This window comes from Chitinivibrio alkaliphilus ACht1 (genome assembly GCF_000474745.1).
Taxonomy (GTDB): Bacteria; Fibrobacterota; Chitinivibrionia; order Chitinivibrionales; family Chitinivibrionaceae; genus Chitinivibrio; species Chitinivibrio alkaliphilus.
Genome location: NZ_ASJR01000004.1, coordinates 117,554 through 141,071, shown reverse-complemented (window position 1 = coordinate 141,071; position 23,518 = coordinate 117,554). Strand labels below are relative to the sequence as shown.

Here is a 23,518-nt window from a genome sequence, read left to right as displayed (position 1 = left end):
GCGCTGAACCAGTACATACGTAAGCAGAAACATCATTTTATAGAACCAGGAAAACCAATGCAAAATGGGCATTGCGAGAGTTTCAACGGCCTATTTAGAGATGAGTGTTTAAATGAACACTGGTTTACCAGTTTAAAAGAAGCAAGAAAAATTATCGAAGAATGGAGGATTGATTACAATCAAAAAAGACCACATAGCTCATTGAACAGCATGACTCCACAGGAGTTTGCTAATCTCAATAAAAGAGAGTATACAAACAGAAGTGAAAATCATGTATCTTACCAATAAGCTAATCTTAATTTCTAAACAGACATTGGGGGCAGGTCCAAGTTTTTACCAAAGTTCATAAAATTCGAATATACCAAAAAGTAAAAGTGATCGAAAAAAATAAAATTCGTAGGACGTGATGAGTATGTGAGAAAAAAACTGGTACACCCGCAGGGATTCGAACCCCAAACCGCCTGGTTCGAAGCCAGGTACTCTATCCAGTTGAGCTACGGGTGCATCAGCTACGCTAATATATATCGGGGCCTATTGAAAAGGAACCCCGTATATATAATTTATTCATTTTTATCAGCGGTACAAAGAGAAAGGATATGCTCAGCAACGGCATCAATCCCAAGGGACTGTTTTTCCTTTTTCCGTCGATTTTTATACTCCACCTGTCCTTTTTTCAGACTCTTCTTACCAATAATAATCTGATGAGGAATACCAATGAGATCAGCGTCTTTAAATTTGACCCCGGGACGCTCCTTGCGATCATCCACCAATACATCAATGCCACGATTCTCCCAAGTATCGTGAAGTGTTTTGGTCAATTGGGCCACTTCTGCATCTTTGGGATCAAGGGAGATGAGAAGTACTGCATAGGGAGCAATTTCCTCTGGCCACACAATACCATCAGAATCAAAGTTTTGCTCTACAGCAGCTGCAGCGGTTCGACCAACGCCAATCCCATAGCATCCCATGGTAGGTGTATCGGCCTTTCCTTCTGCGGTCAAAAAACTCATGCCCATGGAACTGGTGTACTTTTTTTGTAATTTAAAAACCTGCCCAACCTCAATACCACGACAGGAGTCAAGGGTACCACCACAGCGACAGGAATCTCCCGCATCCGCCATGGCAAAATCTCCGTACTCTAGGTGGGAAAGATCACGGCGGGGAGACACATTCCGTGTATGAACTCCCTCTTTATTTCCACCAACCACTGCGTGCTCCATATTCTTAACCGAATAATCAGCAAAAATGGGAAGGGTGTGATCAAGGCCAAGGGGCCCCATATACCCGGGTACAAGACCGGCAACACTCAATTCTTCATCATAGGGAAGTTCTATATATTCTGCACAGATATGATTTTTTAATTTCACCTCGTTGAGTGTCAGATCACCACGAATAAGCACCCCAACCAAGGAATCATCTTCCCGCTTATACACCAGCATTTTTACAGTCATATGGGGAGCAATACCTAAATATTCTGAAACCTCATCTATTGTTTTTTTATTGGGTGTTTCCACATGTTCCGGTTGCGCAATCTCTTCTAAGGACGCACCAAAATGAGTATCCCTTTGTGCGGCTGCCTTTTCAACATTTGCAGCGTAGTCACATTCCGGGCAAAAGATTATTTTATCCTCTCCTGAATCAGCAAGGACATGAAATTCATGGGTCACATCTCCACCGATAGCTCCTGAGTCTGCCTCTACAGGGCGAAAATCAAGACCAAAACGGGAAAAAATATTGGTATATACCTGCTTCATTAACTGATATGTTTTCTCAAGACATACATCACTTGCGTGAAAGGAGTACGCGTCTTTCATAATAAATTCACGGCCACGCATTAACCCAAAGCGAGGACGAATCTCATCACGAAATTTACTCTGAATCTGATAGACATTGAGAGGGAGATCCTTATACGACTTCACAGACCGACGTACAATATCTACAACCACCTCTTCATGGGTTGGACCAATACAAAACTCATTGTCTTTACGATCTTTTACACGAAGCAATTCACGGCCATAAAGATCCCATCGCCCACTCTCCTGCCACAGAGAGGCAGGAACAACTGCAGGCATTAATAATTCCGCCGCACCGGCCGCCTCCATCTCTTCGCGAATGATCCGTTCTATGTTACGAATAACCCGCAACCCAAGGGGAAGGTAATTGTAAATACCGGAAGAAACTTTTGAAATCATGCCGGCACGAATCATAAGTTTATGGCTGATAATTTCCGCCTCGGAAGGATCTTCTCGTAAGGTATAGATAAAGGCATTTTTCCAGTACATACTTGCTCCAGTCATAAAGGTTGCTCAAAAATATACTATTTATACCTAAAACGCAATCACCATGGATCATTCTCTTTGGAGAAAAAAGGAAACGCGCACTCACAAGGAGTGCGCGTCTTATAGAGAAATTTTAAAGAGAAACAACTTTTATTGCACAGGAGCCGGTTGCTGTGGTTGCTGCGGCTGCGCAGGCTGTTGCTGCTGAATCTCCATCATCACCTTCTGCTGAATCTCCTGAGCTTCTTCTTCGCTCATAAGCTCATCTTCACCGTCCATACCTGCGGCAAGAGAAGAGATAAGAAAATCAATATCGATGTAGTCTTGTACCTGTTCTAAGCCACGACCAAAACTGTATCCCACGGCATAGCTAAAACGACCTGTCTCACTGGAGAGATCTGACATAGAACCTAAGACATTATCCTTACCGGCATAGTTGTCTACAATGCTTCCTGTGGAACGATCGGCCTCACCGGCTTCTTGCTCTTGCTGTACTGAAGAAATAACCTGCTGCTGAATTTCCTGAGCTTCTTCAGGAGAAAGCTTTGGATTTTCTCCCTGTGTACCGGAAACAAGAGAGGCAAATAAAATCGATGGATTTACATGGTCAACCAGTTGTTCAAGTCCTCTCCCGAAATTGTACCCGATGGAGTAGGAAAAACGCTCCGTATCATTCTCAAGACCGTCAACTCTCTCAACAGTAACAGCTGATACCGAAAAAGAGAGAACAAGAAGAGAGAGTACAAAGGAATAGGTTTTGGATCTGAACGACATAAAAACTCCTAACAATAAAAAACACTAACAAATGAAAGTAAAGTTGGTATTACGTGTATGGTGCAAAAATATTACAAAAAAAAGGAGAGGAAGTCTCATTCCTCTCCCCACAGAGGATTACTCCTCAACGATATCAAGCAGTTCAACTTCAAAAATTAATACTTCATTGGGACCAATTGTTGGAGGAGCTCCACGCTCTCCATACGCAAGGTCTGCCGGAATATAAAAGGTGTATGTTGCACCAACATTCATCAATTGGATACCCTCTGACCACCCGGGTATTACTTGGTCAAGATTAAATGTCGCAGGGGTTCCGCGATCACGAGAGCTATCAAAAACATCACCGTCAATCAAGGTTCCGACATAATGCACTTGCACCTTATCATCAGCGGAAACACGGGGGCCGTCACCTTCTGAAACAACCTTATACTGTAACCCCGACTCTGTTTCTACCACTCCCTCTTGACGCTTATTATGACTGAGGAATTCTTTCCCTTCTTCTGCACGCTGAGACTGGGCTGCCTGCTGTTCCTGCTGCATTTCCATCATAACTTTTTGTTGAATAGCCTGTACATCCTGTGGCGTCATAAGAGGCTCGTCACCTTGAATGCCTGAAAGCAAGGCAGAAAAAAGTACCATCTGGTCTACTCGTTCGCGAATATCCTGCAACCCACGGCCAAAGCTGTACCCAACCGCATAGGAAAACTTCTCCGTATCACCCTCAAGGGCCTCCACGGCAGGAAGGGATTCTGCAAGGGACTCCTCCGAGAGAGCAGCGTCTCCCTGAGCTCCTTCGAAACCAGCAAAATCAGTGGGAAGGAACATGCCCACAACAAAGGCAAGCACTACGACAACAATCCAGATAACACTTTTCATGAAAACTCCTTAACTGAGTAATATAACCACTTAGTATAAGTAAAAAGATACATAGATAAAAGTATGAACACAAGTATTTAAATAAATTAATCTGGAACAAATATCTCAAGGAACTCTGTACTATCTAACTCCAGAAACATTTCTTCGATACAGGAATCAACAAAGGAATCATCAAGGATAACACCCCGTTCTTCAAAGGCGTGCGAGATATGCGGAGAAATATCCATCTCTTTTCTATGTCCTTCGTTACATACTCCAGCGCGGTGTGCAAGAAGATCGGCAAAGTCCGTAATAATACCTTCAAGACAATGGGGCGTATCTATTCCGTGATAATGGTGGTACCGTATGGAATGCTCAATGCGCTCTGGAAGGTGCCAGCGATGGGCGATAAGCCCGCCAATACCCGCATGGGTGATATCCATAACATGACGCTCAGCTTCATGAAAACTGCAACTTGCTTGTTTCTGCTGAGCCACAACAGTGTTAAAATCATCAGGAAGGTACTGCGCAAAGACCATTTTTCCAATATCATGGAGAAGTCCAGCAACAAAAAGCTCCTCAGACTTGGGTAACAAAAGTCGCCGCGCAATAATTTTAGAACTAATTGCCACGGCAACACTGTGCTCCCAATACCGATTTACATTAAAAGACTCTACGGTTCCCATGTTTTTAAAGGCGTCAAACACAGAAAGGGAAAGCCCCATTTCCTTAACGGCATTAAACCCCATAACAATAATTGCCGTATCAACGGTTGAAATCTCACGGGAAAATCCATAGAAAGCAGAATTTGCGGTTTTGAGGATACGCGCCGTAAGAGACTGGTCATTTGAAATAACCCGCGCAAGCCTCCGCGCATCCGTACGGGGATTATCTACCATTTCAAGCATCTTGGAGATAACCGTAGGGAGGGTGGGAATTGTACTAATACGAGATGCAATATAGGTGAGCTTAGAAGTACGTTTTGACATACATATCACACGGAATAGTCGATAAATTTACCTGACGAGGCAGACCGATCCCGCTCATCTCTATTCTCCTTTTTACGGTGTTTATTCTGAGAATCACGTTCTTTCTTTTTCTTGCGTTCCTGGGCCTCACGATATTTTCGATCAACCTCCGCCTTTTCTTTCTGCTCTAACTCATTGGGACGTTTAGAACGTTGATCATAGAGTTCTTTTACCACGTCTCCGGTATGCTCTTGCTGAGTCATGTGTACCGTATCGTCGCGATGCTGTATACGTGCTGCCTGATCCGTATTTGAAAAACTCCCCTGCAAATCAATGTTATTCACTTATTGCTCCATACGAGTGAGTATTTGAGAACGCAATTTCAAAATTGTTTTTGAGTGTATTTGACTCACCCGCGACTCCGAAATATTCAAAACAACCCCTATCTCTTTTAGGGTAAGTTCTTCAAAGTGATAGAGGGCGACCACCAGTTTTTCCTTTTCCGGTAGGGCTTGAATCGACTCTTTCAGTATCCGTTTTACCTCTTTATACCCGAGTACGCTCAAGGGATTATCAGCATCAACATCTTCAATGGTGTCTATCAGCTTAAGATCTTTTGAATCGCCCCCACGCCGCGGGAGAGCCTCTTCCAAAGATAAGATTGTTGTAGGAGCTATTTCAGAAAGAAGTTTCTTATACTCCTTTGGGGAGATACCCAAGTGCTCGCACACCTCATCATCATAGGGCGCGCGCCCGAGATCTTCTGTCAAGTGAGCATACACTCGCTGCAAGTCTCGATTCTTTTTTCGTACCGATCGAGGAACCCAATCAAGAGCCCGAAGCTCGTCTAAAATTGCCCCGCGGATTTTATGACTGGCATAGGTTTCAAACTTAATATCCCGTGTAATATCAAAGGTTTCCACCGCCTTGATAAGCCCCATGACACCAGCTCCCTCTAAATCACCCTTATCAACACTGGGGGGAAGGGTGTAGGCCATTCTTCCAGCGATGTATTTCACAAGAGAGGCATACTCCATAAGAAGCTTATCCATGGCTACCTTGGAATTATGTTCCTTATATTGTTTCCAGAGATGTGCTAATTCCGCCATAACCCAGTCTTTCAATAGAAGAAGTCTTGTAAGAAAAGTATATAATACAATAAATTACAGGGAGTGCCAACTTATTTTTTCTTTTTCCGCCCTGTCTCTATCTCAACAATCTGTACTTGTTTCTCGTTTTTTCGTTCATGGATATGTTGCTCAAGACCTCCTTCCAGAGGGTTCAGATCATCCGGATCGATGTCATCCACAACTGATTTTACAATAATATCTATGACGATTAAGCAAAACACCCAAAATACCATGGCACCTATGGAGGCTCGAATAAGAGCCATCATCAGAAAAGTCACATCGGAGGGAACGGTGAAGTTGATAAATACAAAAAACAGAAACAGAAAAAATAAAAACGCAAAGAGCACGGAAAGATTTTTTGTCTTTTTACGTGCTGCCTCCGTGGAGATCTCTTTCTTTCCCATTAAAGCCCCCTTAAAGAATGAGAAGAAGCGAATGCATGATCAATTTGTTTAGCAACATGCTTTATACGCAGGGTAAAACTTCCTAAATCAGGAAGATCAGACAAGGAACGCTCGCTTCTGATAGATGAAACAATCTGCTTTTCCCGGGGAAGTACTCCCAAAAGCACTGGAGTAAGGGAAAGATATTTTTGACAAATTAAGGCAAGTTGCTCAAACACCGCCGCCCCTTCATCATCACTATCTGCCATATTAACAACAACATAGAATTGGTTTCTTCCCCGTCGTTGCAATAGTTTGATAACCGCATACGCATCGGCAAGAGACGTTGGTTCAGGAGTGATAACCAAGAGGGTCATATCTCCAAAATGAGCAAGATCCATGGCGTCGCGTCCAATCCCTGCACCACCATCGATAATTAAATAGTCATATTGCCGAGACAATTCTCCCATGGCTGTCAGAAAGGCTCCGGTGCGCTCTGGAGAAATACTGTGCGCCTGCTCTCCGGAAAGCCCCGTAATAAGATCTACCCCAGAAAAAACCGGTTCTACAATATCCCCCAAGGAGCGCGACGATTTGAAAAAATCTCCCAGAGAGCTTCTCCCACTACATCCAAGAAGAATGTGGAGATTTGCAACCCCCATATCTCCATCCAAAAGAAGTATCCGCTTCTGCTGCTGTGCAAAGGCACGGGCCAAAAAAATTGAGACGTTCGATTTTCCAACCCCGCCTTTCCCACTTGTAATAGACAAGACGGTACCGGTAGAATGGTCATCACGTACTCGTGAAAAACTCTGTTGCATTAACGTACGGAGCGAATCTGCCTGATCCATTTAGAGAGAACTCCTTTCCAGAAGTTTTTTCACAAACACCCCTGATTGAGCAAATTCTATATCATCAGGAACATTTTGGCCAAATGTAAGGTATGATACGGGGATGAGAAACTCATTTACAATATTATATACATTACCAAGGGTGAGCGTTTCGTCAAGCTTTGTAAATACAAGATGCCCGATATGGAAGGGGGTGTAGCGTCGTATAATATCACGTAAATCTTCTTCCTTGGTTCCTGCACTTAATACTAAGTGGATCGTATCCGCCTGAATGCATGAAAGGAAGGTATGAAGCTCCTTAAGATGCTCGCGATGTTTCTGACTACGCCCGGCCGTATCAACTAGAACAATCTCACTCTCACGGGTGTTTTCAAGGAGGTCGGGAATATCTTCTGCACCATAGGCGACCTGCAAATCAACCCCCACAATTTCCGCATACACCCGTAGCTGTTCCACCGCGGCAATACGGTACGTATCTGAAGTGATCAAGGAGACCCGTTTCCGTTTTTCCAAGGAGTAATATGCAGCAAGTTTTGCAATGGTAGTTGTTTTTCCCGCTCCCGTCGGCCCAACAAACACCTGCATTCTGCCCGAGCCGCCCTTACCCATGGTAGGGAAACTTTGGGCCAGAATCTTCATGAATTCATGGTTAATTTCCTTACCGGGGTTGGGGGATATTTCTTTAAGACTGGCAATAAGATCACGGGCGGTCTCCTCACGAATTCCTGAGTCATACAACCGCTTATAGAGAATGGCCCATGGACCGGCATACCCCCCAGAAGCCCGGGTCTCCCCCGTTGCCAAAATCGATGCAAGAAGGGTCTTCATCTCACTAATCTCATCGTGAAGTTTGATTATCTGAACACCCTTTGTATCCTCTTCTGATGAGGACGTATCACGCTGCTGTTGAGTTGCCGATTCTTTCTTGGCAGAGGGGGCAACCTTTTCGTATACGGGCGGACGGGATGCACTGGAACGAAGCTCTTCACCCTGACTGGACAAATGACGCAGATGCGATGTATAACTTGTATTGAGTTTCGGCCCAGCACCAGTATCGCCATGGGAAAGGGGCTGGTGAGCGGCACTGGATGCTTCCGCCTCTTCATCAACCGCCGCGGTAACCTCTACGCCCCCATCTTTTCCGGGTAGAAGAGACCGCTGGAGACGCTGACTCTTCAAGATCATTGCAGAATCACCAAGGTCTTCCTTCACCTTAATCAAGGCCTCTTTCATAGTCTGTGCAGTGTACTTCTTTATTTTCATCAGGCCGAAACTCCTCTACTCATCTTGCTCTTCCAAGGATACCATGTCAAGGGATTGCAACTCTATTCCACTCACAATTTCATTATACGATAAAACAATCAACTCGGGTACTACGGCATCTGAGAGTTTTTTAATCTGCAAACGAATTACCGGGGAAACCACCATAATTGGAACCTCTCCCATCTCTCGTACTGCTGCAGCACTGCGGAGAACAGCATCGGAAACACGCCCCGCATCTGTGGGAGAAAGATTAAGTTTTACTCCGCCTTCATATTCCTGTAAGGCATTTTCCAGCTGAGCCTCAAGGTTAGGGTCAATGGTGATCACCCGTAGCGTGTTATCTTCATTTTTCAGGGCAGTACAAATCTGTGGCGCAAGGCCGTTTCGAACATACTCAGTGACAACATCAAGATTTTTATTCATCCGTGCTGCATCGCTGAGTATCTCCAAAATAAGAGGAAGATCTCGAATTGAAACTCCTTCATGGAGAAGATTCGCAAGCACCCGATGTATCTCTCCAAGGCTGAGGATATTGGGGGTCACCTCATCAATAACCGCTTTATGGGTATCTTTTATATTATTCAAAAGCTCTTGTACATCTTGTCGGGTTAAGAGATCGTCTGCATTGGCCTTGATAATCTCGGTTAAATGAGTTGCCAAAACAGCAGGAAGCTCTACCACGGTGTAACCACAAAGCTCTGCCTCATCTTTCTGGCTTTCAGTGATCCAAAGAGCGGGAAGACCAAAGGCGGGCTCGACGGTTTCTATACCCCGAATAGTATCAGTGACATTACCCGGATCCATGGCTAAATAAGAACCACTCATCAGTTCTCCCTGCGCCACAGGAATGGTGCGAATTTTTATTACATACTGATTCGGCTCAAGCTGCATATTATCGCGAATTCGTACGGGCGGAATAATAAAACCAAGTTCAGCTGCTAACTGTTTACGTATCTGCTGAATTCTGTCAAGAAGATCCCCCCCTTGAGCACTATCAACCAAGGGAATAAGTCCATAGCCAATCTCCAGTTCCAGTGGATCTACCACAAGAAAGTCCTCCACACGCTCTTCCTCAGGAGCACCGAGACCCTCCTCTTCTTCATACGCCTCATCGGGAAGATCCTGCTCGTTTGCAACACCGAAGATATTGTGCATCGTCATAAACCCCGTACCACCGATAATAAAGGCCAAAAGGAGAAAAATAAGAGAAGGCAGACCGGGAATGAATGCAAAAATAACCATGATAAAGGCTGTGACAAAGAGCACCGTATAATTGGAAAATATCTGTTTACTTAAATCCTGCCCCAAGGTTCCTTCGCTGGCGGCCCGACTCACAATAATGCCCGCTCCGGTGGAAATCATCAAGGCGGGAATCTGACTCACTAAGCCATCACCAATAGTAAGGGTGGTAAAGACCTGCAAGCTCTCTCCGGCACTCAACCCCTGCTGGAGCATCCCCACAATAAAACCGGCGAGAATATTGATAAGGGTTATGATAATACCGGCAATGGCATCGCCCTTTACAAACTTTGAAGCCCCGTCCATGGCCCCGTAAAAATCTGCCTCACGGGTAATCTTTTCCCGACGCTGTCGTGCCTGCTGTTCATTAATAAGCCCGGCATTCATATCCGCATCAATAGCCATCTGTTTTCCCGGCATTGCGTCAAGGGTAAATCGGGCTGCCACCTCTGCAATACGCCCAGACCCTTTCGTAATCACCATAAACTGAACAACCATGATGATAATAAATATAATAACCCCGACGACAATATTACCGCCGGTGACAAAACTCCCAAAGGTCTCTATAACGTGACCTGCTTGTCCCTGACCTAAGATTAAACGGGTTGTTGCAATATTTAAGGAGAGTCGAAAGAGAGTTACCACGAGGAGAACCGTGGGGAAAATAGAAAAGTCTAGGGCTTCCCTATTATACATAGAGATCAGAAGAATAATGAGAGCAATCATAATGTTTGTCGATAAGAGAAAATCCATCATCCACGTGGGAAGCGGGATAATCATCAGTATGACAATAGCAACAAGCCCGAGAATAATCAAGAGCTCTTTTTGTTCATTAAACAGCTTAAAGAAGCGACTATTTGTTAGGGCCGTGAGTGTTTCTGACATAGTTTCGCGTTTTAAAGGTGGCACTCACCTTAATATAAACTTTGTTCCCCCGTGAGACGAAAGAAAAACGGCAGCAAAAAAACTGCTGCCGTTTGGGAACTTATACAATGCCTTGGGCTAACATGGCATCGGCCACTTTTTTAAAGCCGGCAATATTTGAACCAATAACATAATTACCGGGACTTCCATACTCCTCAGCCGCCTCCTTGGCTTCACGAAATATGTTTACCATGATCGCCTTCAAACGAGCGTCAACCTCTTCAAAGCTCCATGAAAGTCGCATACTGTTTTGACTCATTTCAAGAGCTGATGTTGCCACACCACCAGCATTAGCAGCCTTGGCTGGCCCCATGAAGACCTTATTGTCCACAAGATAATCAATTGCCTCATCTGTACACGGCATGTTTGCCCCTTCACCAAGAGCAACAACACCATTGCGAACAAGATTCTGTGCTTCCGTAAGAGTAATCTCATTCTGCGTTGCACAGGGTAGTGCAATATCACAGGCTAGAGACCAGATATTTTGCGATCCTTCGTGATACTGTGCATTGGTGTGGTGCTGTGTATATTCATGAAGACGTTTGCGCTCCACCTCCTTTAACTGCTTCACCGTATCAAGATTCACCCCTTCTGCATCATGGATATAGCCACCAGAATCACTCATGGCGATAACCGTACCACCGAGCTGAGTCACTTTTTCATGCGCATAGATTGCCACATTTCCAGAACCAGAAATAATCACTTTTTTTCCGGTAAAGTCGAGATCGTGTGCCTTAAGCATTTCATGCATAAAGTACACCAATCCATATCCCGTAGCCTCTTTTCGTACAAAAGACCCCCAATACCCCAAGCCTTTACCGGTCAAAATTCCTGCATCGTAGGATTTGGTAATGCGCTTGTACTGTCCAAAAAGATACCCGATCTCTCGAGCACCAACACCAATATCACCAGCAGGAACATCAATATTAATACCGATATGGCGATACAGCTCTGCCATAAAACTTTGGCAAAAACGCATAATCTCATTATCGGATTTTCCCTTTGGGTCAAAGTCTGCTCCACCTTTTCCACCCCCAATGGGCAATCCTGTCAAGGCATTTTTAAACATCTGCTCAAAACCAAGGAATTTCACAATACCAAGGTTTACCGTGGGGTGAAAACGCAATCCCCCCTTATATGGTCCAATAGCACTATTAAACTGAATACGAAAACCACGATTAACCCGCACCTTTCCCGCATCATCAACCCAAGGAACGCGAAAGACAATCTGCCGCTCCGGTTCAACAATCCGCTCGAGCAAGCCGTAGTCCTCATACTCTGGATGCTTTTCCACAATGGGTGAAAGAGCCTTAAGTACTTCCCGAACAGCTTGAATAAACTCCTCTTCGCAGCTGTTTTTTTTCGCAACCTCAGAAAGGACACGATTAATGTAATCCATTTGTTCTCCTTTATTTTTATACAAGTTAATTTGCCATGAACACGATATACCCCTGACCGATAGCACGCCTGTGGTGACACAAAGGGGGCATACAAACGTCTTCAAAAATAATTACGACAAAGCCGATTTACAAAATTTTTATAAAAAAAAAGGGCTGTTTTTGGAAAAACAGCCCCATGGGTGTAAGATATGTGACTTTACGGAATCAGCCGAACATTCACAACACCTTCAATAGATTCTAATTTTTCAAGTAATCCCTGCTCGACAGTTCCTTCAACATCAACAATATTGTACGCAATATCGCCCCGAGAACTATTGACCATTCCTTCAATATTCAAATTACTCTCTCCTAAGACCGTAGATATCTGACTAACCATATTAGGAACATCCCGGTTTGTCACGGTAATACGCTGTGTTCCCGGAATACGAGCCTGTGATACATTGGGAAAATTTACGGAATTTTTAATATTTCCTTGTTCAAGGAAATCACGAAGCTGAGTTGCTGCCATGGTGGCACAATTATCTGTTGCCTCGGGAGTAGATGCACCCAAATGCGGGATGGCAATCACCTTGTCAGTCTTGATCATATCCTCATCGGGGAAATCCGTTACATAGTATGCCACGGAACCATTCTCTAAGGCCTTGGTGATATCACCATTATTCACCAAACCACCCCGAGAAAAATTAAGAATACGAACGCCAGGTTTTACCATGCTTAACTTTTCTTCATTAATCATGCCCTTGGTGTGGTCGTTAAGTGGAACATGGATCGTAATATAATCTGAAGACTTAATAAGTGTTTCCAAGGCATCAACACGACGAACCTTTCGTGACATGGCAAGAGCACCGTCAACAGAAAGATAGGGGTCATACCCAACCACATCCATGCCCAGGGCTGTCGCAGCATTAGCCACCATAACACCAATAGCCCCCAAACCAATAATACCAATGGTTTTTCCTTGAATCTCCGGCCCAGTAAAATTAGACTTATTCTTTTCAATAAGCTTTGGAACCTCATCTCCTTCACCAACAAGGGTCTTTGCCCAGTTGATACTATCAACAATACGCCGTGAAGAGAGAAGCATCCCCGTGAGGACAAGCTCTTTTACACTGTTTGCGTTTGCTCCGGGAGTATTAAAAACCACAACACCCTTTTTTCCATACTCTTCAACAGGAACATTATTTGTACCGGCACCTGCCCGGGCTACGGCAAGTACTGATTCCGGCAGCTCCATACCGTGCATTTTATGACTCCGTAGAATAACCGCATCAGGATGGGATATCTCAGAGGCAATTTCATAGGTATCACGGGGCAGCAGATCGAGCCCCTTTGAGGATATTTTATTAAATGTTTGTACCTTAAACATATACGCTCCTTATTTATTTTTCTTCTCAAATTCTTTCATAAAATCTACTAAAAACGCTACGCCTTCCATGGGTACCCCATTGTAAATAGAAGCACGCATGCCACCAACAGAGCGATGCCCCTTAATATTTGCAATACCTCGGTCTGTTGCTTCAGCAATAAAGGCGGCGTTCAGTTCGTCCGTAGGAAGCACAAAGGGAATATTCGTAATAGAACGATCTTCAACCCGTACCGTACCGGAAAAAAGATCCGATTCATCAATGGTGTTATACAGTAACTCGGCCTTTGCACGATTAATTCGTTCTACCTCAGCTAATCCACCCATATTCATGAGCTCTTCACACACTAAACCAAGCATGTAAATACCAAAGGTCGGGGGCGTATTAAAAAGCGAGTCTTTTTCTGCGTGGGTTTGGTAATTAAACATGGTAGGAACGGAAGAATCGGCCATGCCGAGGAGCTCTTCTCGTACAATTACAACGGTTACACCCGCGGGGCCCATATTTTTCTGTGCTCCCGCGTAGATGAGGTCATACTGATTCACATCAACTTCACGGGAAAGAATACTGGAGGACATATCTGTTACAATACGAGCATCTGTTTCAGGAACGGAATAAAAAGTTGTCCCGTAGATAGTGTTGTTTTCAGTAAAATGAAGATACTTAGCTCCAGGGGTGCAATCGCTTTTAGTAATCTTAGGGATGTAGGAAAAATTCTCATCCTCTGAAGAGGCAATCACCTGAGCATAACGAAGTTTTTGTCCCTCCTTGATAGCCATGGTAGACCATCTTCCCGTATTAATATAATCCGCTGTCTCACCCTCTGCAAGAAGGTTTAAGGGTACCATGGCAAACTGTGAAGATGCACCGCCTTGGAGAAAAAGCACCTTATACGAATCGGGAATATTCATAAGGGAACGAAGATTTGCTTCCGCCGTCGTAATAATCTCCGTAAAGGACTTAGATCGGTGACTCATTTCCATCACAGACATTCCTGCTCCGGGATATTCAACCATCTGTTCCTGTGCTTTCTTCAATACATTGATTGGTAAAGCAGAAGGGCCTGCAGAAAAATTCCATACTCGTGCCATAAAGAGCCTCCAGGTTATAAATGTTTTACCGTAATTAACGCAGACAACAAGGTCAATTCGCCGGTAATATCCATATTTCGAATTATTATCGTATCGTGTTTCATAATGAGCGGAGAAAAATTAACCACTCCCTTAATACCCCCCGCAACAAGACGAGCAACACTTTTCTCGGCAGCACCAGCAGGAACCGCAAGAAAGGCAAGCTCTATAGCATGCCGCTGTACTATTTCAGGAATATCATAGGAAGGATATACGGGAACACTGCTCACCATACTGTCAACAAGGTTTATATCAGAATCAAACCCGGCAACTACATCAAAGCCTGCTTGGCTGAATCGACCATAATCAAGAATGGCAGAACCAATTCTACCAAGACCAACCACAGCCGCACGACGTGCAGTATCTAAGCCCAGTTTCTGTGCGATAAAATCATGCAATTCCCGTACTCCATACCCTTTACCACTGTTACCCACCTCTCCAAGATAGCTAATGTCCTTACGCACGGTATGCGCTGGATATCCGATATATTCACCCAACTTCGTAGAAGAGAGGCTGACAATATCCGGTTCAAAACAAATAAGCCGTGACAACACCCGGTAAATGGCGGTGAGTCGTTTTAAGGTTGGATCTGAGAGTTGCATTTTCACGCCCTTGTTCGTGATTTTTTTCACTACTTCAATATATGTTTATGGAAGATTAAAGAGAGTTTTTTTTTCATTTGCGAACCTTTTTCTCAATAACCAGCTTTACAAGCCTCTTTTCAGAACACAAAGCACCACAAAAACCTTTTCACAAAGTTTTACAACCTTCTGAATACCACCTACGAGACCCCACTCTTCAGAGATAAAAAGAACAGATACTTTTGTATCTTCTATTGATTTGAAGTTACACCCCATGCTATTTTATAACACGAATTTACTCCCAGGAAAGATGATTACGGGTATGCGCTGGTTTTTACGTTCTAAAATACACAAGGCAACGGTAACCCAAGCCGAACTTGACTATGTGGGCTCTATCACCATTGACAGCCACCTCCTCCAAGCAGTTGGTATTCTTCCCGGAGAAAAAGTGTCGGTTGTCAGCAATACCTCAGGGGCACGACTTGAGACGTATGTCATTGCCGGCAAAGAATATAGCGGTGTCATTTGTACAAACGGTGCTGCAGCCCATCTCATAAAACGGGGAGAAGAAGTAATTATTATGGGCTACGAGCTCTGTGACACCCCCCCTACTCCACAAATCGTGCTGACAAATCAACAAAACGAGATTGAGCGACGATTATGAACAAAGACGTATCCATGCCCCGCCATATCGGCATTATTATGGACGGTAATGGCCGGTGGGCTCAGAAACGGAATAAGCCCCGCCCTGTGGGACATCGAAATGGAGTGCGGGCCGTTCGTCGTACCATTGATTACTGTGACCACTTAGGTATTAAATACCTCACACTCTATGTTTTTTCAGCAGAGAACTGGAAACGACCACAGAATGAAGTCTCTCTGCTTATGAGCCTTTTTGTTGAGATGATGAAAAAGGAGTTAAAAACCCTTGCACAGAAACAAGCCAAAATTGTATTCCTCGGAAATAAAGATCGTCTTCCCGAGTCTGTGCAAAAAACCCTCTTTGAGGCTGTGGAAAAAACAAAGAATAACACAGGGCTTGTTCTGCAACTTGCCTTAAGTTACGGAGGCAGAGATGAAATTGTGGAAGCAACAAAACAAATTTGCCGCGATGCTCTCTCTCCTGAAGATATTTCGGAAGAACTCTTCGCACACTACCTGTTTCAGCCCAACACTCCAGACCCCGAACTCATTATTCGGACAGGAGGAAATTTCCGAATTAGCAACTTCCTCCTGTGGCAGGCTGCGTATGCAGAACTATACTTCACAGAAACCCTCTGGCCAGACTTCACTGAAAAAGAGCTGGATGCAGCCCTGAATGAATTCCATCTACGTGAAAGACGATTCGGGAGAGTTCGTGAATAAAGCAAATCTAATAAAACGAGTGTTCTTTGCTCTTTGGGCAGTACCTTTAGGGGTAGTAGCAACGCAATGGCAAATCAACATCTTCAGCAGTTTTCCCTGGGCAGCATCATCCTTGGTGCCCCTAACACCAATGCGCCTTGTCAGTTTGGGAATAGTACTTGCTGCAATGCATGAATACATCCAAATGCTTTCTCACAAGTTTCCACGAAACCGATTTGGGATCTACTTTTTTTGGATTATACCTGCCATGGCCCATCTCTTTTTACCAACCCCATACTTCTCAACCATGGAAATTATCCTCGCGGCAATGATACCCATTGCTGTAGAAACGTTTCTCTTTGGCCGGGTGGACAAAAAATGGGAACGAACCAGTCTCTCCTTTACGGGCTTAATACTGCTATATCTTGCAGGACAACAACTCCTTCTCTTTGACGAGCCGTCCTTCCTTTCTCTATGGAGCAATGGGAATAACGGACGCATTGGTATTGTGATAGTCTTGGGTGCTGTGTTTATTGGAGACTCTGCTGCGTTCTTTACAGGAAATTTTTTTGGCAAACATAAACTCAGCTCGATCTCTCCGAAAAAAACAATTGAAGGCAGTATCGGTGGGTTGTGCGCAACGATTCTTATCATGGTCGGAGGTGTTCTTTTCTTTGGCTCCCCCGCATCATCTCTGTTCCTTGGTGTGCTCTTAGGGATTACCATCGGAATCACGGGCCAAGTGGGAGACCTGATCGCCTCTCTTGTGAAGCGTTTTTTCAATGTCAAAGATTCATCTAACCTTATTCCGGGGCATGGCGGAATACTTGATCGCTTTGATTCGCTCTTGTTCGCTACGCCCTTTATTCATAGTATTATACGAATTTATCTACAATAGATTGGTGTCTGGCAATGAAAAAAGTTCTTCTTCTCGGTTCCTCCGGTTCTATCGGCACGAGCACCGAGAATTGTATCCGAAGAAACCCTGAGGAGTATCAACTCGTAGGGATCTCCGTAAACCGCAGTATTGAAAAAGCCATTGCGCAAATTGACGAATTTTCACCGGAAGCCCTGGTTATCGGTGAAGAACAGGCATACACCGCCTTTCCGCATCAGCAATACAAACAAACCAACCTCTATTATGGCGTTGAGGGATTACGGCAGATAACACGAGAACTTGATTACGATATTTTAGTAAACGCCTTGGTAGGTTCTGTGGGGTTTGAGCCAACCCTTGAAGCATTAAAACGGGGGAAAACCGTTGCTCTTGCAAATAAAGAAAGCTTAGTTGTTGGTGGAGAACTTATTGAAGATGTTCTTGCAACCCATGGTGGTATCCTCCTTCCTGTGGACAGTGAGCATAGTGCCATATCCCAATGCTTGAATGGAGAAGATCCTGCCACGATTGAATCCATGACCATTACCGCTTCAGGCGGCCCCTTTCGTACCCTTCCTCAGGAGGAATTCTCCCGTATCACCGTGGAAAATGCCCTGAAACATCCTACATGGGAGATGGGTGCAAAAATTACCATCGATTCATCAACCCTCATGAACAAGGGATTTGAGGTTATGGAAGCTCACCATCTCTTCTCCATCCCCTACGATAAGATCTCCGTGGTGGTACATCCCCAATCAATTATACACTCCATGGTAACCTTTCACGATGGTTCTGTCATGGCCCAATGCGGCCTACCTGACATGGAATTGCCCATCCAGTACGCCCTGTCATATCCGCAGCGCCTTCCCATGGACACCCCTCGCCTCAACCTTGCAACGGTGGGAACCCTCTCCTTTGAAAAGCCCGACCTTGATCGTTTTCCCTGCTTACAGCACTGTATTGATGCAGGAAAAACGGGCGGAACCCTTCCAACAGTTTTAAATGCAGCCAACGAAGAGGCTGTTACCTTGTTTTTGGAAAAAAGAATTGCCTACACAGACATTGAACGTATTATCGGCAATGAATTGGCCGCACATACGCCGGCACCGCTTTCCTCTGTGGATACTCTCATGAGCGTAGACAAGGAAACCCGCACCCGCATTCGCCGCTCCTATTGCGGCAGGGAGGCATAAATGCTCTATCTTCTCCTCGGGATTCCCATACTTGGTATTCTGGTATTTATTCACGAAATGGGCCATTTCCTCGCAGCAAAAGCGTGTAAAATCCCTGTTGAAGCCTTTTCCATAGGATTTGGTAAACCTCTCTTAAAAAAACAGATTGGTGAAACAGAGTATCGTCTCTCCCCTATTCCCTTTGGTGGGTATGTAAAGATGATTGGTGAATCACCGGATGACCCACGAAAGGGTGGGTTTTCGGACCACCCTGTCTGGCACAGAGCGCTTGTGGCTATAGCCGGCCCCGCCTTTAATATTATATCTGCCATACTCTTTTTTGCCTGTATTGCCTTAGGAGGAGTAAAAGAGTATCCCCATCTCTCTGATACGACCGTAGGAGTAGTTGATCCCCAAGGTGCTGCGGCATCGCAGATACAGCCCGGAGACTCCATATTAGCCATAGACGATACCCCTGTTTCATCATGGGAGGAGATACAGCATCGCCTTGCCTTATTTGGTGAATCCTATGAAATTACCTTCCTACGAAATTCAGATACCCGTACAGAAACAGTGTTCATCCCCGCCCCGGAAACGAATAGTTTTGAACACCGCGGAAGTGGGCTCTATCCTCAAAGCATCCCCGTTGTAGGAGAAGTTCTTTCCGGTGGTGCTGCTGAAAAAGAAGGGACGCTCCAGCCCGGTGATACCCTCACCCACTTGGAGGATACCCCTGTACGATCCTCCATCCAAATTACCCTGGCGTTACAGGAGTATGAGCCAGAAGAAGGAGCGATAAAAATTACCCTTCGGCGAAAGGACACCTCCAAGACGGTGTCTATTACCCCCGCCTTTAATGAAGAGACGCAGCGACATCTCTTGGGAATTCAGTTTGCCGCACCACCCTATACCCAAATAGAACACTCTCCGGTATCAGCCCTTGTGTATGGTGTTGAAAAAACTGGCGACATGATTCAAACCATGCTCTATTTCCTGTCGCCCCGACGACTACAGCAAACGCTTCAATACTCTTCAGGTCCTGTAGCAATTATGCAGATTTCCGGTGCCGCCATTCGGACAGGCCTTCGTGAAACCTTGCAACTCATGGCCTTTTTAAGTATAAATCTTGGTATTATCAACCTTCTTCCCTTGGCCATCACCGATGGAGGAATACTCTTTTTTCTTGGTATTGAAACTATCTGGGGTAAACCCGTCCCTCAAAAGGCTCAAGAACTTATTGCACGAATTTGTACGGCACTGCTCATTACTTTGTTTCTTTTTATTACCCTTCGGGACATAGCCCAATTCTCAACGTTAAACGCCCTATTACAGTAGGAGAACACCATGTCCCGAGAAGACCGATTTACAACTCGCGTAAAAAAATATTCTAAGGGTGATATCATTTTTAATGAAGGTAATACCAGTGACGGTCTTTACTTGATAAAGACAGGGCGGGTACGAGTATTTAAACGAGTCTATACGAAGGGACGTATTGTTGAGTATGAACTTGCACAACTGGGCGTAAACAATATCTTTGGGGAAATGGCCTTGCTTGGAGAATGCACACGTACGGCCTCTGTACGTGCTCTTACGTCAACAACCTGTATGCGTATCAGTAAAAATGTATTTGAACAGCATATTTCAAAACTGCCCCATTGGGTACATACGGTAATTAAAAATCTGGTAATTCGTTTGGACGAAACAAACAATCGCCTCAAAACTGAACTTGAAAAATAACACACCTATGACGAATAATAAGTATATTTCTCATAAAAAGCCATGGAGTACTGCATGAACTATCTTCCTCCCAAGGGAACCCGTGATTTTTACCCCGAAGATATGATCTTACGAGAACACATATTTACCAGCTGGGAGCAGAGTTGTCACACCTTTGGATTTGAAAAGTACGATGCTCCGGTTTTTGAGCATCTTGACCTGTATACCCATAAGAGCGGTACGGAAATAGAACAACAACTCTACTCATTTGAAGACAAGGGCGGAAGAAAACTGTCCCTGCGTCCTGAAATGACCCCCTCTGTAGCGCGGATGGTTGCTGCTCGAGGAAACTCCCTCGCTAAACCGGTTAAATGGTACTCCATCCCAAAACTCTTTCGCTATGAAAAGATGCAGAAAGGACGCCTCCGGGAATTTTTTCAGTTAAATATGGATATTATTGGCATAGCAGAGCTTACCGCCGATGCAGAACTCATTGCTGCGACAATAGATACAATGAAACGTCTCGGCCTTGATTCACAGGACTTTCAAATACATATATCAAGCAGAAATCTCTTGGAAGAATATCTGCAGAATACGGGAATACCCAAAAAAGAGCATGCTGAAATATATCTCCTCCTCGATAAAATGCCGAAAATGGCATATAACGATTTTTGTGAATTGGTGCATTCCACCCTTTCCAACCAAGAACGTGCGGAGACTCTGCTTCATCTTCTTTCTGCCAAAACCCTCGAAGATATTGAAAAGATGGCCCCTGACCTATCAGCATTGTCAGAACTAAAAGAGCTCTTTTCATATCTTTCTGCCATGGGAGTAGCAGACTACTGTAGCTTCGATATAACCATCGTTCGTGGGCTTGCTTACTACACCGGTATTGTCTTTGAGGTCTTTGACACACGCCGCTCGATGCGCGCTATTGCAGGTGGTGGACGGTATAATAGACTTATTGAGCTATACGGCGGCACACCGACCCCTGCCGTGGGGTTTGCCATGGGTGATGTGGTGCTCTCTGACCTTCTACGTGAAAAAGGAGCTCTCCCCACTGAACCGGCAAAGTGTGATGTCTTTGTTATCTCCGTTACAAAGGATATATCTGCAGCTATGAGCATCACGGCGCGGCTTCGAAATGCTCGTATTTCCACGGAATTCCCCTTAAAGATGAATGCAGTGGGCAAACAATTGAAAAAAGCTGCGGCATCGCGCTGTAAGATCGCTCTTCTCACGGGTGGTGAAGAAGAAGCGTCCGGAAACTATCGTATAAAAATTATGCAAACCGGGGAAGAAGAAAATATTCCCATGGAGCAGTTTAAAGAGGCCCTTTCAGCCCGTTTGGAGAACCTATGAGAATCCTCTTTCTTTTCATGTTTTTCTGGGCCATGGCAGCCTGCTCTTCCTCTCAGGAACTTCCCCCATGCATGGAAGAACGCGGAATTACCTCCTGCCACGATCTCTTCGATGCCATTCAAGCAGACCCAGCAAATATGGAGCTCATAGATTGTTATGAAGAACACTGTCGATAATACCCCTAAGCCCCCCCTCACCATTGTATCGGAATGTGGTGAAGTACCGGTTCATTCAGCCCCTATTGTGGCAATTGCCGAGAAAGTATATTCCCAGGAGAACATCTCCAATGAACAGCGGGTAGACCTCATTTTCTGTTCAGAGGAAACAATCTGCCGGCTCAATGCGTTCTCCCGAGACAAAAACAAGGTCACGGATGTCCTCTCCTACCCTTTTAATGACCCCGACTTTCTCGGTGAAATATACCTCTGTACGAAACGTGCTCAAGCCCAAAGCCGCCTCTACCACATTACCGAAGAGGAAGAGGTGGCGCGTCTCTTTACTCATGGCCTCATTCATTTGCTTGGATATGACCACCAAAACGAAGCTGATCGCACGGAAATGGAAGCTATAGAAGCAAAATATTTCACCTGTGATCCGCATAAGGAGACCCTTTGAACGAAATTTCTCTTTTTATTCTAGTACTGTATATCGTATCCCTGCTCGCCCTCTCTTTGCTATCTACCATCAAGGGAGTCTTTTTGTACGCACAACGAGAGTATCTGAAGCTAGAGAGCGAATTATTACGATTTATTGCGGGAAAAATATTACGCCTGTCTCAACAAAAAATTCAGGTTTCAAGCACCATATCCTTTGCAAAAACTTTTTTTACAGCCGTTAACATTCTTTCCTGTTTTTTCATCATCTACCCTCTCAAGGAGCACCAACTTCATACAGCTCTTTTAACCATGGGGATTTCCATAGTACTCCTTCCCATCGGCACCTACAGTATTCCCAAAATAGTCTCTCAGACGTCGCAGGCAAGGTATATGGTTCCTGCATATTTTTTCTACCGTATTATCAACATCCTCTTTCTTCCCTTTACGGCACTCATGTTTCTCTCAACTCTCGTGATCTCAAAGTTTCGCGGTGACAGTGGGTATTTTGACTTTCTTTCTGAGGAGGAACAGCGAATCCTTGACGATGCGGGCATACAGGAAGACGGCCTTGATGACACAGAAAAACAGATGATCCACAATATCTTTAACTTTGATAAGACCTCTGTGCGAGAAATAATGCTTCCACGCATTGATATTGAAGGAGTTGAAATTAATACGCTTCCCCAAAAAGCCTTGGAGAGTATTAGTGAAATGGGGCACTCTCGCATTCCTGTGTATACAGAAAATATCGATCGAATCGTGGGTATTCTCTATGTGAAAGATATTATGGCGTGGATTTCGAAACATCCCTCGAACCCTTGGTCAATAAAAGACCTTATGAGACCTGCTCATTTTGTTCCTATCAATAAAGAATTGGCTGACCTTATGGCAGATATGAAAGCTCAGCGAAGTCATATGGTTGTAGTTGTAGATGAATATGGTGGCACGGCAGGCCTGGTAACCATGGAAGACATTTTGGAAGAGATCGTGGGAGAAATTCACGATGAACATGATGAACACCATGAACCTCTCCAAAAAATCGGTGATACTACTTATATTGCTGACCCTCATATTGAACTGGATGATCTTTGTGAGCGACTCCACTATAATTTTGATTATAAAAATGATAAATATAATACCCTCGGTGGGCTTGTGTATTATGAATTGGGTGATGTGCCAAAACAGCACACGACCTTTCGCTACCAAGCCCTTACCATAGAAATAACCAAAATGGACAAACAACGTATAGAAGAGATTCAGCTTGAACTCGGTCAGGAGTCATCAGACACCTCAGGAGAATAAACACGGGA

The 23,518-nt window shown here is 44.6% G+C and carries 25 protein-coding genes and 1 tRNA gene; 11 read left to right on the top strand and 15 right to left on the bottom strand.

Features of this window, described 5'->3' with window-relative positions; genetic code table 11:
- Positions 1-288: integrase core domain-containing protein (locus CALK_RS03135; RefSeq protein ID WP_034636563.1), on the top strand; the 288-nt coding region annotated here is incomplete at its 5' end.
- A gap of 139 nt (positions 289-427) precedes the next feature.
- Here CALK_RS03135 and CALK_RS03130 read toward each other — a convergent pair.
- From CALK_RS03130 to CALK_RS03060, 15 genes are all read right to left on the bottom strand, one after another.
- Positions 428-504, bottom strand: a tRNA-Arg gene (locus tag CALK_RS03130).
- 56 nt (positions 505-560) lie between these two features.
- The gene (locus CALK_RS03125; RefSeq protein WP_022636199.1) at positions 561-2,282 is read right to left on the bottom strand and encodes a proline--tRNA ligase; all 1,722 of its coding nucleotides are present in this window, start codon (positions 2,280-2,282) and stop codon (positions 561-563) included.
- A 147-nt stretch (positions 2,283-2,429) separates the two neighbouring features.
- Positions 2,430-3,053 (bottom strand): FKBP-type peptidyl-prolyl cis-trans isomerase N-terminal domain-containing protein, encoded by a 624-nt coding sequence (locus CALK_RS03120; protein WP_022636198.1) that lies wholly within the window; start codon positions 3,051-3,053, stop codon positions 2,430-2,432.
- Positions 3,054-3,170: 117 nt separating this feature from the next.
- The gene (locus CALK_RS03115; RefSeq protein WP_022636197.1) at positions 3,171-3,929 is read right to left on the bottom strand and encodes an FKBP-type peptidyl-prolyl cis-trans isomerase; all 759 of its coding nucleotides are present in this window, start codon (positions 3,927-3,929) and stop codon (positions 3,171-3,173) included.
- Positions 3,930-4,015: 86 nt separating this feature from the next.
- The gene (locus tag CALK_RS03110; protein WP_022636196.1) at positions 4,016-4,897 is read right to left on the bottom strand and encodes an HDOD domain-containing protein; all 882 of its coding nucleotides are present in this window, start codon (positions 4,895-4,897) and stop codon (positions 4,016-4,018) included.
- A 5-nt stretch (positions 4,898-4,902) separates the two neighbouring features.
- Positions 4,903-5,220 carry a hypothetical protein gene (locus tag CALK_RS03105; RefSeq protein ID WP_022636195.1) on the bottom strand — a complete coding sequence of 106 codons (318 nt, stop codon included), beginning with the start codon at positions 5,218-5,220 and terminating at the stop codon, positions 4,903-4,905.
- Positions 5,221-5,985, bottom strand: a complete 765-nt coding sequence (locus CALK_RS03100; RefSeq protein WP_022636194.1) for a FliA/WhiG family RNA polymerase sigma factor — start codon at positions 5,983-5,985, stop codon at positions 5,221-5,223. It lies immediately after the preceding gene.
- 71 nt (positions 5,986-6,056) lie between these two features.
- Entirely contained in the window at positions 6,057-6,410 is a 354-nt protein-coding gene (locus CALK_RS03095; RefSeq protein WP_022636193.1) for a hypothetical protein, read from the bottom strand.
- Entirely contained in the window at positions 6,410-7,240 is an 831-nt protein-coding gene (locus CALK_RS03090) for a nucleotide-binding protein (RefSeq protein ID WP_022636192.1), read from the bottom strand. The genes CALK_RS03095 and CALK_RS03090 overlap by 1 nt, the downstream gene beginning before the upstream one ends.
- Positions 7,241-8,503 carry a flagellar biosynthesis GTPase FlhF gene (flhF, locus tag CALK_RS03085; RefSeq protein ID WP_022636191.1) on the bottom strand — a complete coding sequence of 421 codons (1,263 nt, stop codon included), beginning with the start codon at positions 8,501-8,503 and terminating at the stop codon, positions 7,241-7,243.
- 15 nt (positions 8,504-8,518) lie between these two features.
- The gene (gene flhA, locus CALK_RS03080; RefSeq protein WP_022636190.1) at positions 8,519-10,627 is read right to left on the bottom strand and encodes a flagellar biosynthesis protein FlhA; all 2,109 of its coding nucleotides are present in this window, start codon (positions 10,625-10,627) and stop codon (positions 8,519-8,521) included.
- A gap of 100 nt (positions 10,628-10,727) precedes the next feature.
- Entirely contained in the window at positions 10,728-12,065 is a 1,338-nt protein-coding gene (gene gdhA / locus CALK_RS03075) for an NADP-specific glutamate dehydrogenase (RefSeq protein ID WP_022636189.1), read from the bottom strand.
- 197 nt (positions 12,066-12,262) lie between these two features.
- The gene (locus CALK_RS03070) at positions 12,263-13,432 is read right to left on the bottom strand and encodes a phosphoglycerate dehydrogenase (protein WP_022636188.1); all 1,170 of its coding nucleotides are present in this window, start codon (positions 13,430-13,432) and stop codon (positions 12,263-12,265) included.
- Positions 13,433-13,441: 9 nt separating this feature from the next.
- The gene (gene serC / locus CALK_RS03065) at positions 13,442-14,521 is read right to left on the bottom strand and encodes a 3-phosphoserine/phosphohydroxythreonine transaminase (RefSeq protein WP_022636187.1); all 1,080 of its coding nucleotides are present in this window, start codon (positions 14,519-14,521) and stop codon (positions 13,442-13,444) included.
- A gap of 14 nt (positions 14,522-14,535) precedes the next feature.
- Positions 14,536-15,162: a redox-sensing transcriptional repressor Rex gene (locus tag CALK_RS03060; protein WP_022636186.1), complete on the bottom strand. Its 627-nt coding sequence runs from the start codon at positions 15,160-15,162 to the stop codon at positions 14,536-14,538.
- A gap of 301 nt (positions 15,163-15,463) precedes the next feature.
- Here CALK_RS03060 and panD point away from each other — a divergent pair, with 301 nt between their 5' ends.
- Genes panD through CALK_RS03010 form a run of 10 tightly spaced genes read left to right on the top strand, consistent with a single transcriptional unit; the run spans position 15,464 to position 23,510 of the window.
- The gene (gene panD / locus CALK_RS03055) at positions 15,464-15,805 is read left to right on the top strand and encodes an aspartate 1-decarboxylase (RefSeq protein WP_034636555.1); all 342 of its coding nucleotides are present in this window, start codon (positions 15,464-15,466) and stop codon (positions 15,803-15,805) included.
- On the top strand, positions 15,802-16,506 hold the full coding sequence (locus CALK_RS03050) for an isoprenyl transferase (RefSeq protein ID WP_022636183.1): 705 nt from the start codon (positions 15,802-15,804) through the stop codon (positions 16,504-16,506). The genes panD and CALK_RS03050 overlap by 4 nt, the downstream gene beginning before the upstream one ends.
- Positions 16,499-17,383, top strand: coding sequence for a phosphatidate cytidylyltransferase (locus tag CALK_RS03045; RefSeq protein ID WP_022636182.1), 885 nt, complete (start codon positions 16,499-16,501; stop codon positions 17,381-17,383). Before CALK_RS03050 ends, CALK_RS03045 begins: the two co-directional genes overlap by 8 nt.
- 14 nt (positions 17,384-17,397) lie before the next feature.
- Positions 17,398-18,555 (top strand): 1-deoxy-D-xylulose-5-phosphate reductoisomerase, encoded by a 1,158-nt coding sequence (locus tag CALK_RS03040; RefSeq protein ID WP_022636181.1) that lies wholly within the window; start codon positions 17,398-17,400, stop codon positions 18,553-18,555.
- The gene (rseP, locus tag CALK_RS03035; RefSeq protein WP_022636180.1) at positions 18,556-19,869 is read left to right on the top strand and encodes an RIP metalloprotease RseP; all 1,314 of its coding nucleotides are present in this window, start codon (positions 18,556-18,558) and stop codon (positions 19,867-19,869) included.
- Between the two features lie 9 nt (positions 19,870-19,878).
- Positions 19,879-20,271, top strand: coding sequence for a Crp/Fnr family transcriptional regulator (locus tag CALK_RS12000; protein WP_022636179.1), 393 nt, complete (start codon positions 19,879-19,881; stop codon positions 20,269-20,271).
- Between the two features lie 54 nt (positions 20,272-20,325).
- Positions 20,326-21,612, top strand: a complete 1,287-nt coding sequence (hisS, locus tag CALK_RS03025) for a histidine--tRNA ligase (RefSeq protein WP_022636178.1) — start codon at positions 20,326-20,328, stop codon at positions 21,610-21,612.
- Positions 21,609-21,788 (top strand): hypothetical protein, encoded by a 180-nt coding sequence (locus tag CALK_RS03020; protein ID WP_022636177.1) that lies wholly within the window; start codon positions 21,609-21,611, stop codon positions 21,786-21,788. Before hisS ends, CALK_RS03020 begins: the two co-directional genes overlap by 4 nt.
- Positions 21,769-22,227, top strand: a complete 459-nt coding sequence (ybeY, locus tag CALK_RS03015) for an rRNA maturation RNase YbeY (RefSeq protein ID WP_022636176.1) — start codon at positions 21,769-21,771, stop codon at positions 22,225-22,227. Before CALK_RS03020 ends, ybeY begins: the two co-directional genes overlap by 20 nt.
- Entirely contained in the window at positions 22,224-23,510 is a 1,287-nt protein-coding gene (locus tag CALK_RS03010; RefSeq protein ID WP_022636175.1) for a hemolysin family protein, read from the top strand. Before ybeY ends, CALK_RS03010 begins: the two co-directional genes overlap by 4 nt.
- Positions 23,511-23,518 lie beyond the last annotated feature (8 nt).

Bases quoted from the DNA above. Each gene is read 5' to 3' on its own strand.
- CALK_RS03115 (WP_022636197.1), bottom strand. From the start codon at position 3,929: ATGAAAAGTGTTATCTGGATTGTTGTCGTAGTGCTTGCCTTTGTTGTG.
- rseP (WP_022636180.1), top strand. From the start codon at position 18,556: ATGCTCTATCTTCTCCTCGGGATTCCCATACTTGGTATTCTGGTATTT.
- CALK_RS03040 (WP_022636181.1), top strand. From the start codon at position 17,398: ATGAAAAAAGTTCTTCTTCTCGGTTCCTCCGGTTCTATCGGCACGAGC.
- gdhA (WP_022636189.1), bottom strand. From the start codon at position 12,065: ATGGATTACATTAATCGTGTCCTTTCTGAGGTTGCGAAAAAAAACAGC.
- flhF (WP_022636191.1), bottom strand. From the start codon at position 8,503: ATGAAAATAAAGAAGTACACTGCACAGACTATGAAAGAGGCCTTGATT.
- CALK_RS03120 (WP_022636198.1), bottom strand. From the start codon at position 3,053: ATGTCGTTCAGATCCAAAACCTATTCCTTTGTACTCTCTCTTCTTGTT.
- CALK_RS03095 (WP_022636193.1), bottom strand. From the start codon at position 6,410: ATGGGAAAGAAAGAGATCTCCACGGAGGCAGCACGTAAAAAGACAAAA.
- CALK_RS03070 (WP_022636188.1), bottom strand. From the start codon at position 13,432: ATGTTTAAGGTACAAACATTTAATAAAATATCCTCAAAGGGGCTCGAT.
- CALK_RS03020 (WP_022636177.1), top strand. From the start codon at position 21,609: ATGAGAATCCTCTTTCTTTTCATGTTTTTCTGGGCCATGGCAGCCTGC.
- panD (WP_034636555.1), top strand. From the start codon at position 15,464: ATGCGCTGGTTTTTACGTTCTAAAATACACAAGGCAACGGTAACCCAA.
- ybeY (WP_022636176.1), top strand. From the start codon at position 21,769: ATGAAGAACACTGTCGATAATACCCCTAAGCCCCCCCTCACCATTGTA.
- flhA (WP_022636190.1), bottom strand. From the start codon at position 10,627: ATGTCAGAAACACTCACGGCCCTAACAAATAGTCGCTTCTTTAAGCTG.
- CALK_RS12000 (WP_022636179.1), top strand. From the start codon at position 19,879: ATGTCCCGAGAAGACCGATTTACAACTCGCGTAAAAAAATATTCTAAG.
- CALK_RS03090 (WP_022636192.1), bottom strand. From the start codon at position 7,240: ATGGATCAGGCAGATTCGCTCCGTACGTTAATGCAACAGAGTTTTTCA.
- CALK_RS03050 (WP_022636183.1), top strand. From the start codon at position 15,802: ATGAACAAAGACGTATCCATGCCCCGCCATATCGGCATTATTATGGAC.
- CALK_RS03100 (WP_022636194.1), bottom strand. From the start codon at position 5,985: ATGGCGGAATTAGCACATCTCTGGAAACAATATAAGGAACATAATTCC.
- CALK_RS03110 (WP_022636196.1), bottom strand. From the start codon at position 4,897: ATGTCAAAACGTACTTCTAAGCTCACCTATATTGCATCTCGTATTAGT.
- CALK_RS03125 (WP_022636199.1), bottom strand. From the start codon at position 2,282: ATGTACTGGAAAAATGCCTTTATCTATACCTTACGAGAAGATCCTTCC.
- CALK_RS03060 (WP_022636186.1), bottom strand. From the start codon at position 15,162: ATGCAACTCTCAGATCCAACCTTAAAACGACTCACCGCCATTTACCGG.
- hisS (WP_022636178.1), top strand. From the start codon at position 20,326: ATGAACTATCTTCCTCCCAAGGGAACCCGTGATTTTTACCCCGAAGAT.
- serC (WP_022636187.1), bottom strand. From the start codon at position 14,521: ATGGCACGAGTATGGAATTTTTCTGCAGGCCCTTCTGCTTTACCAATC.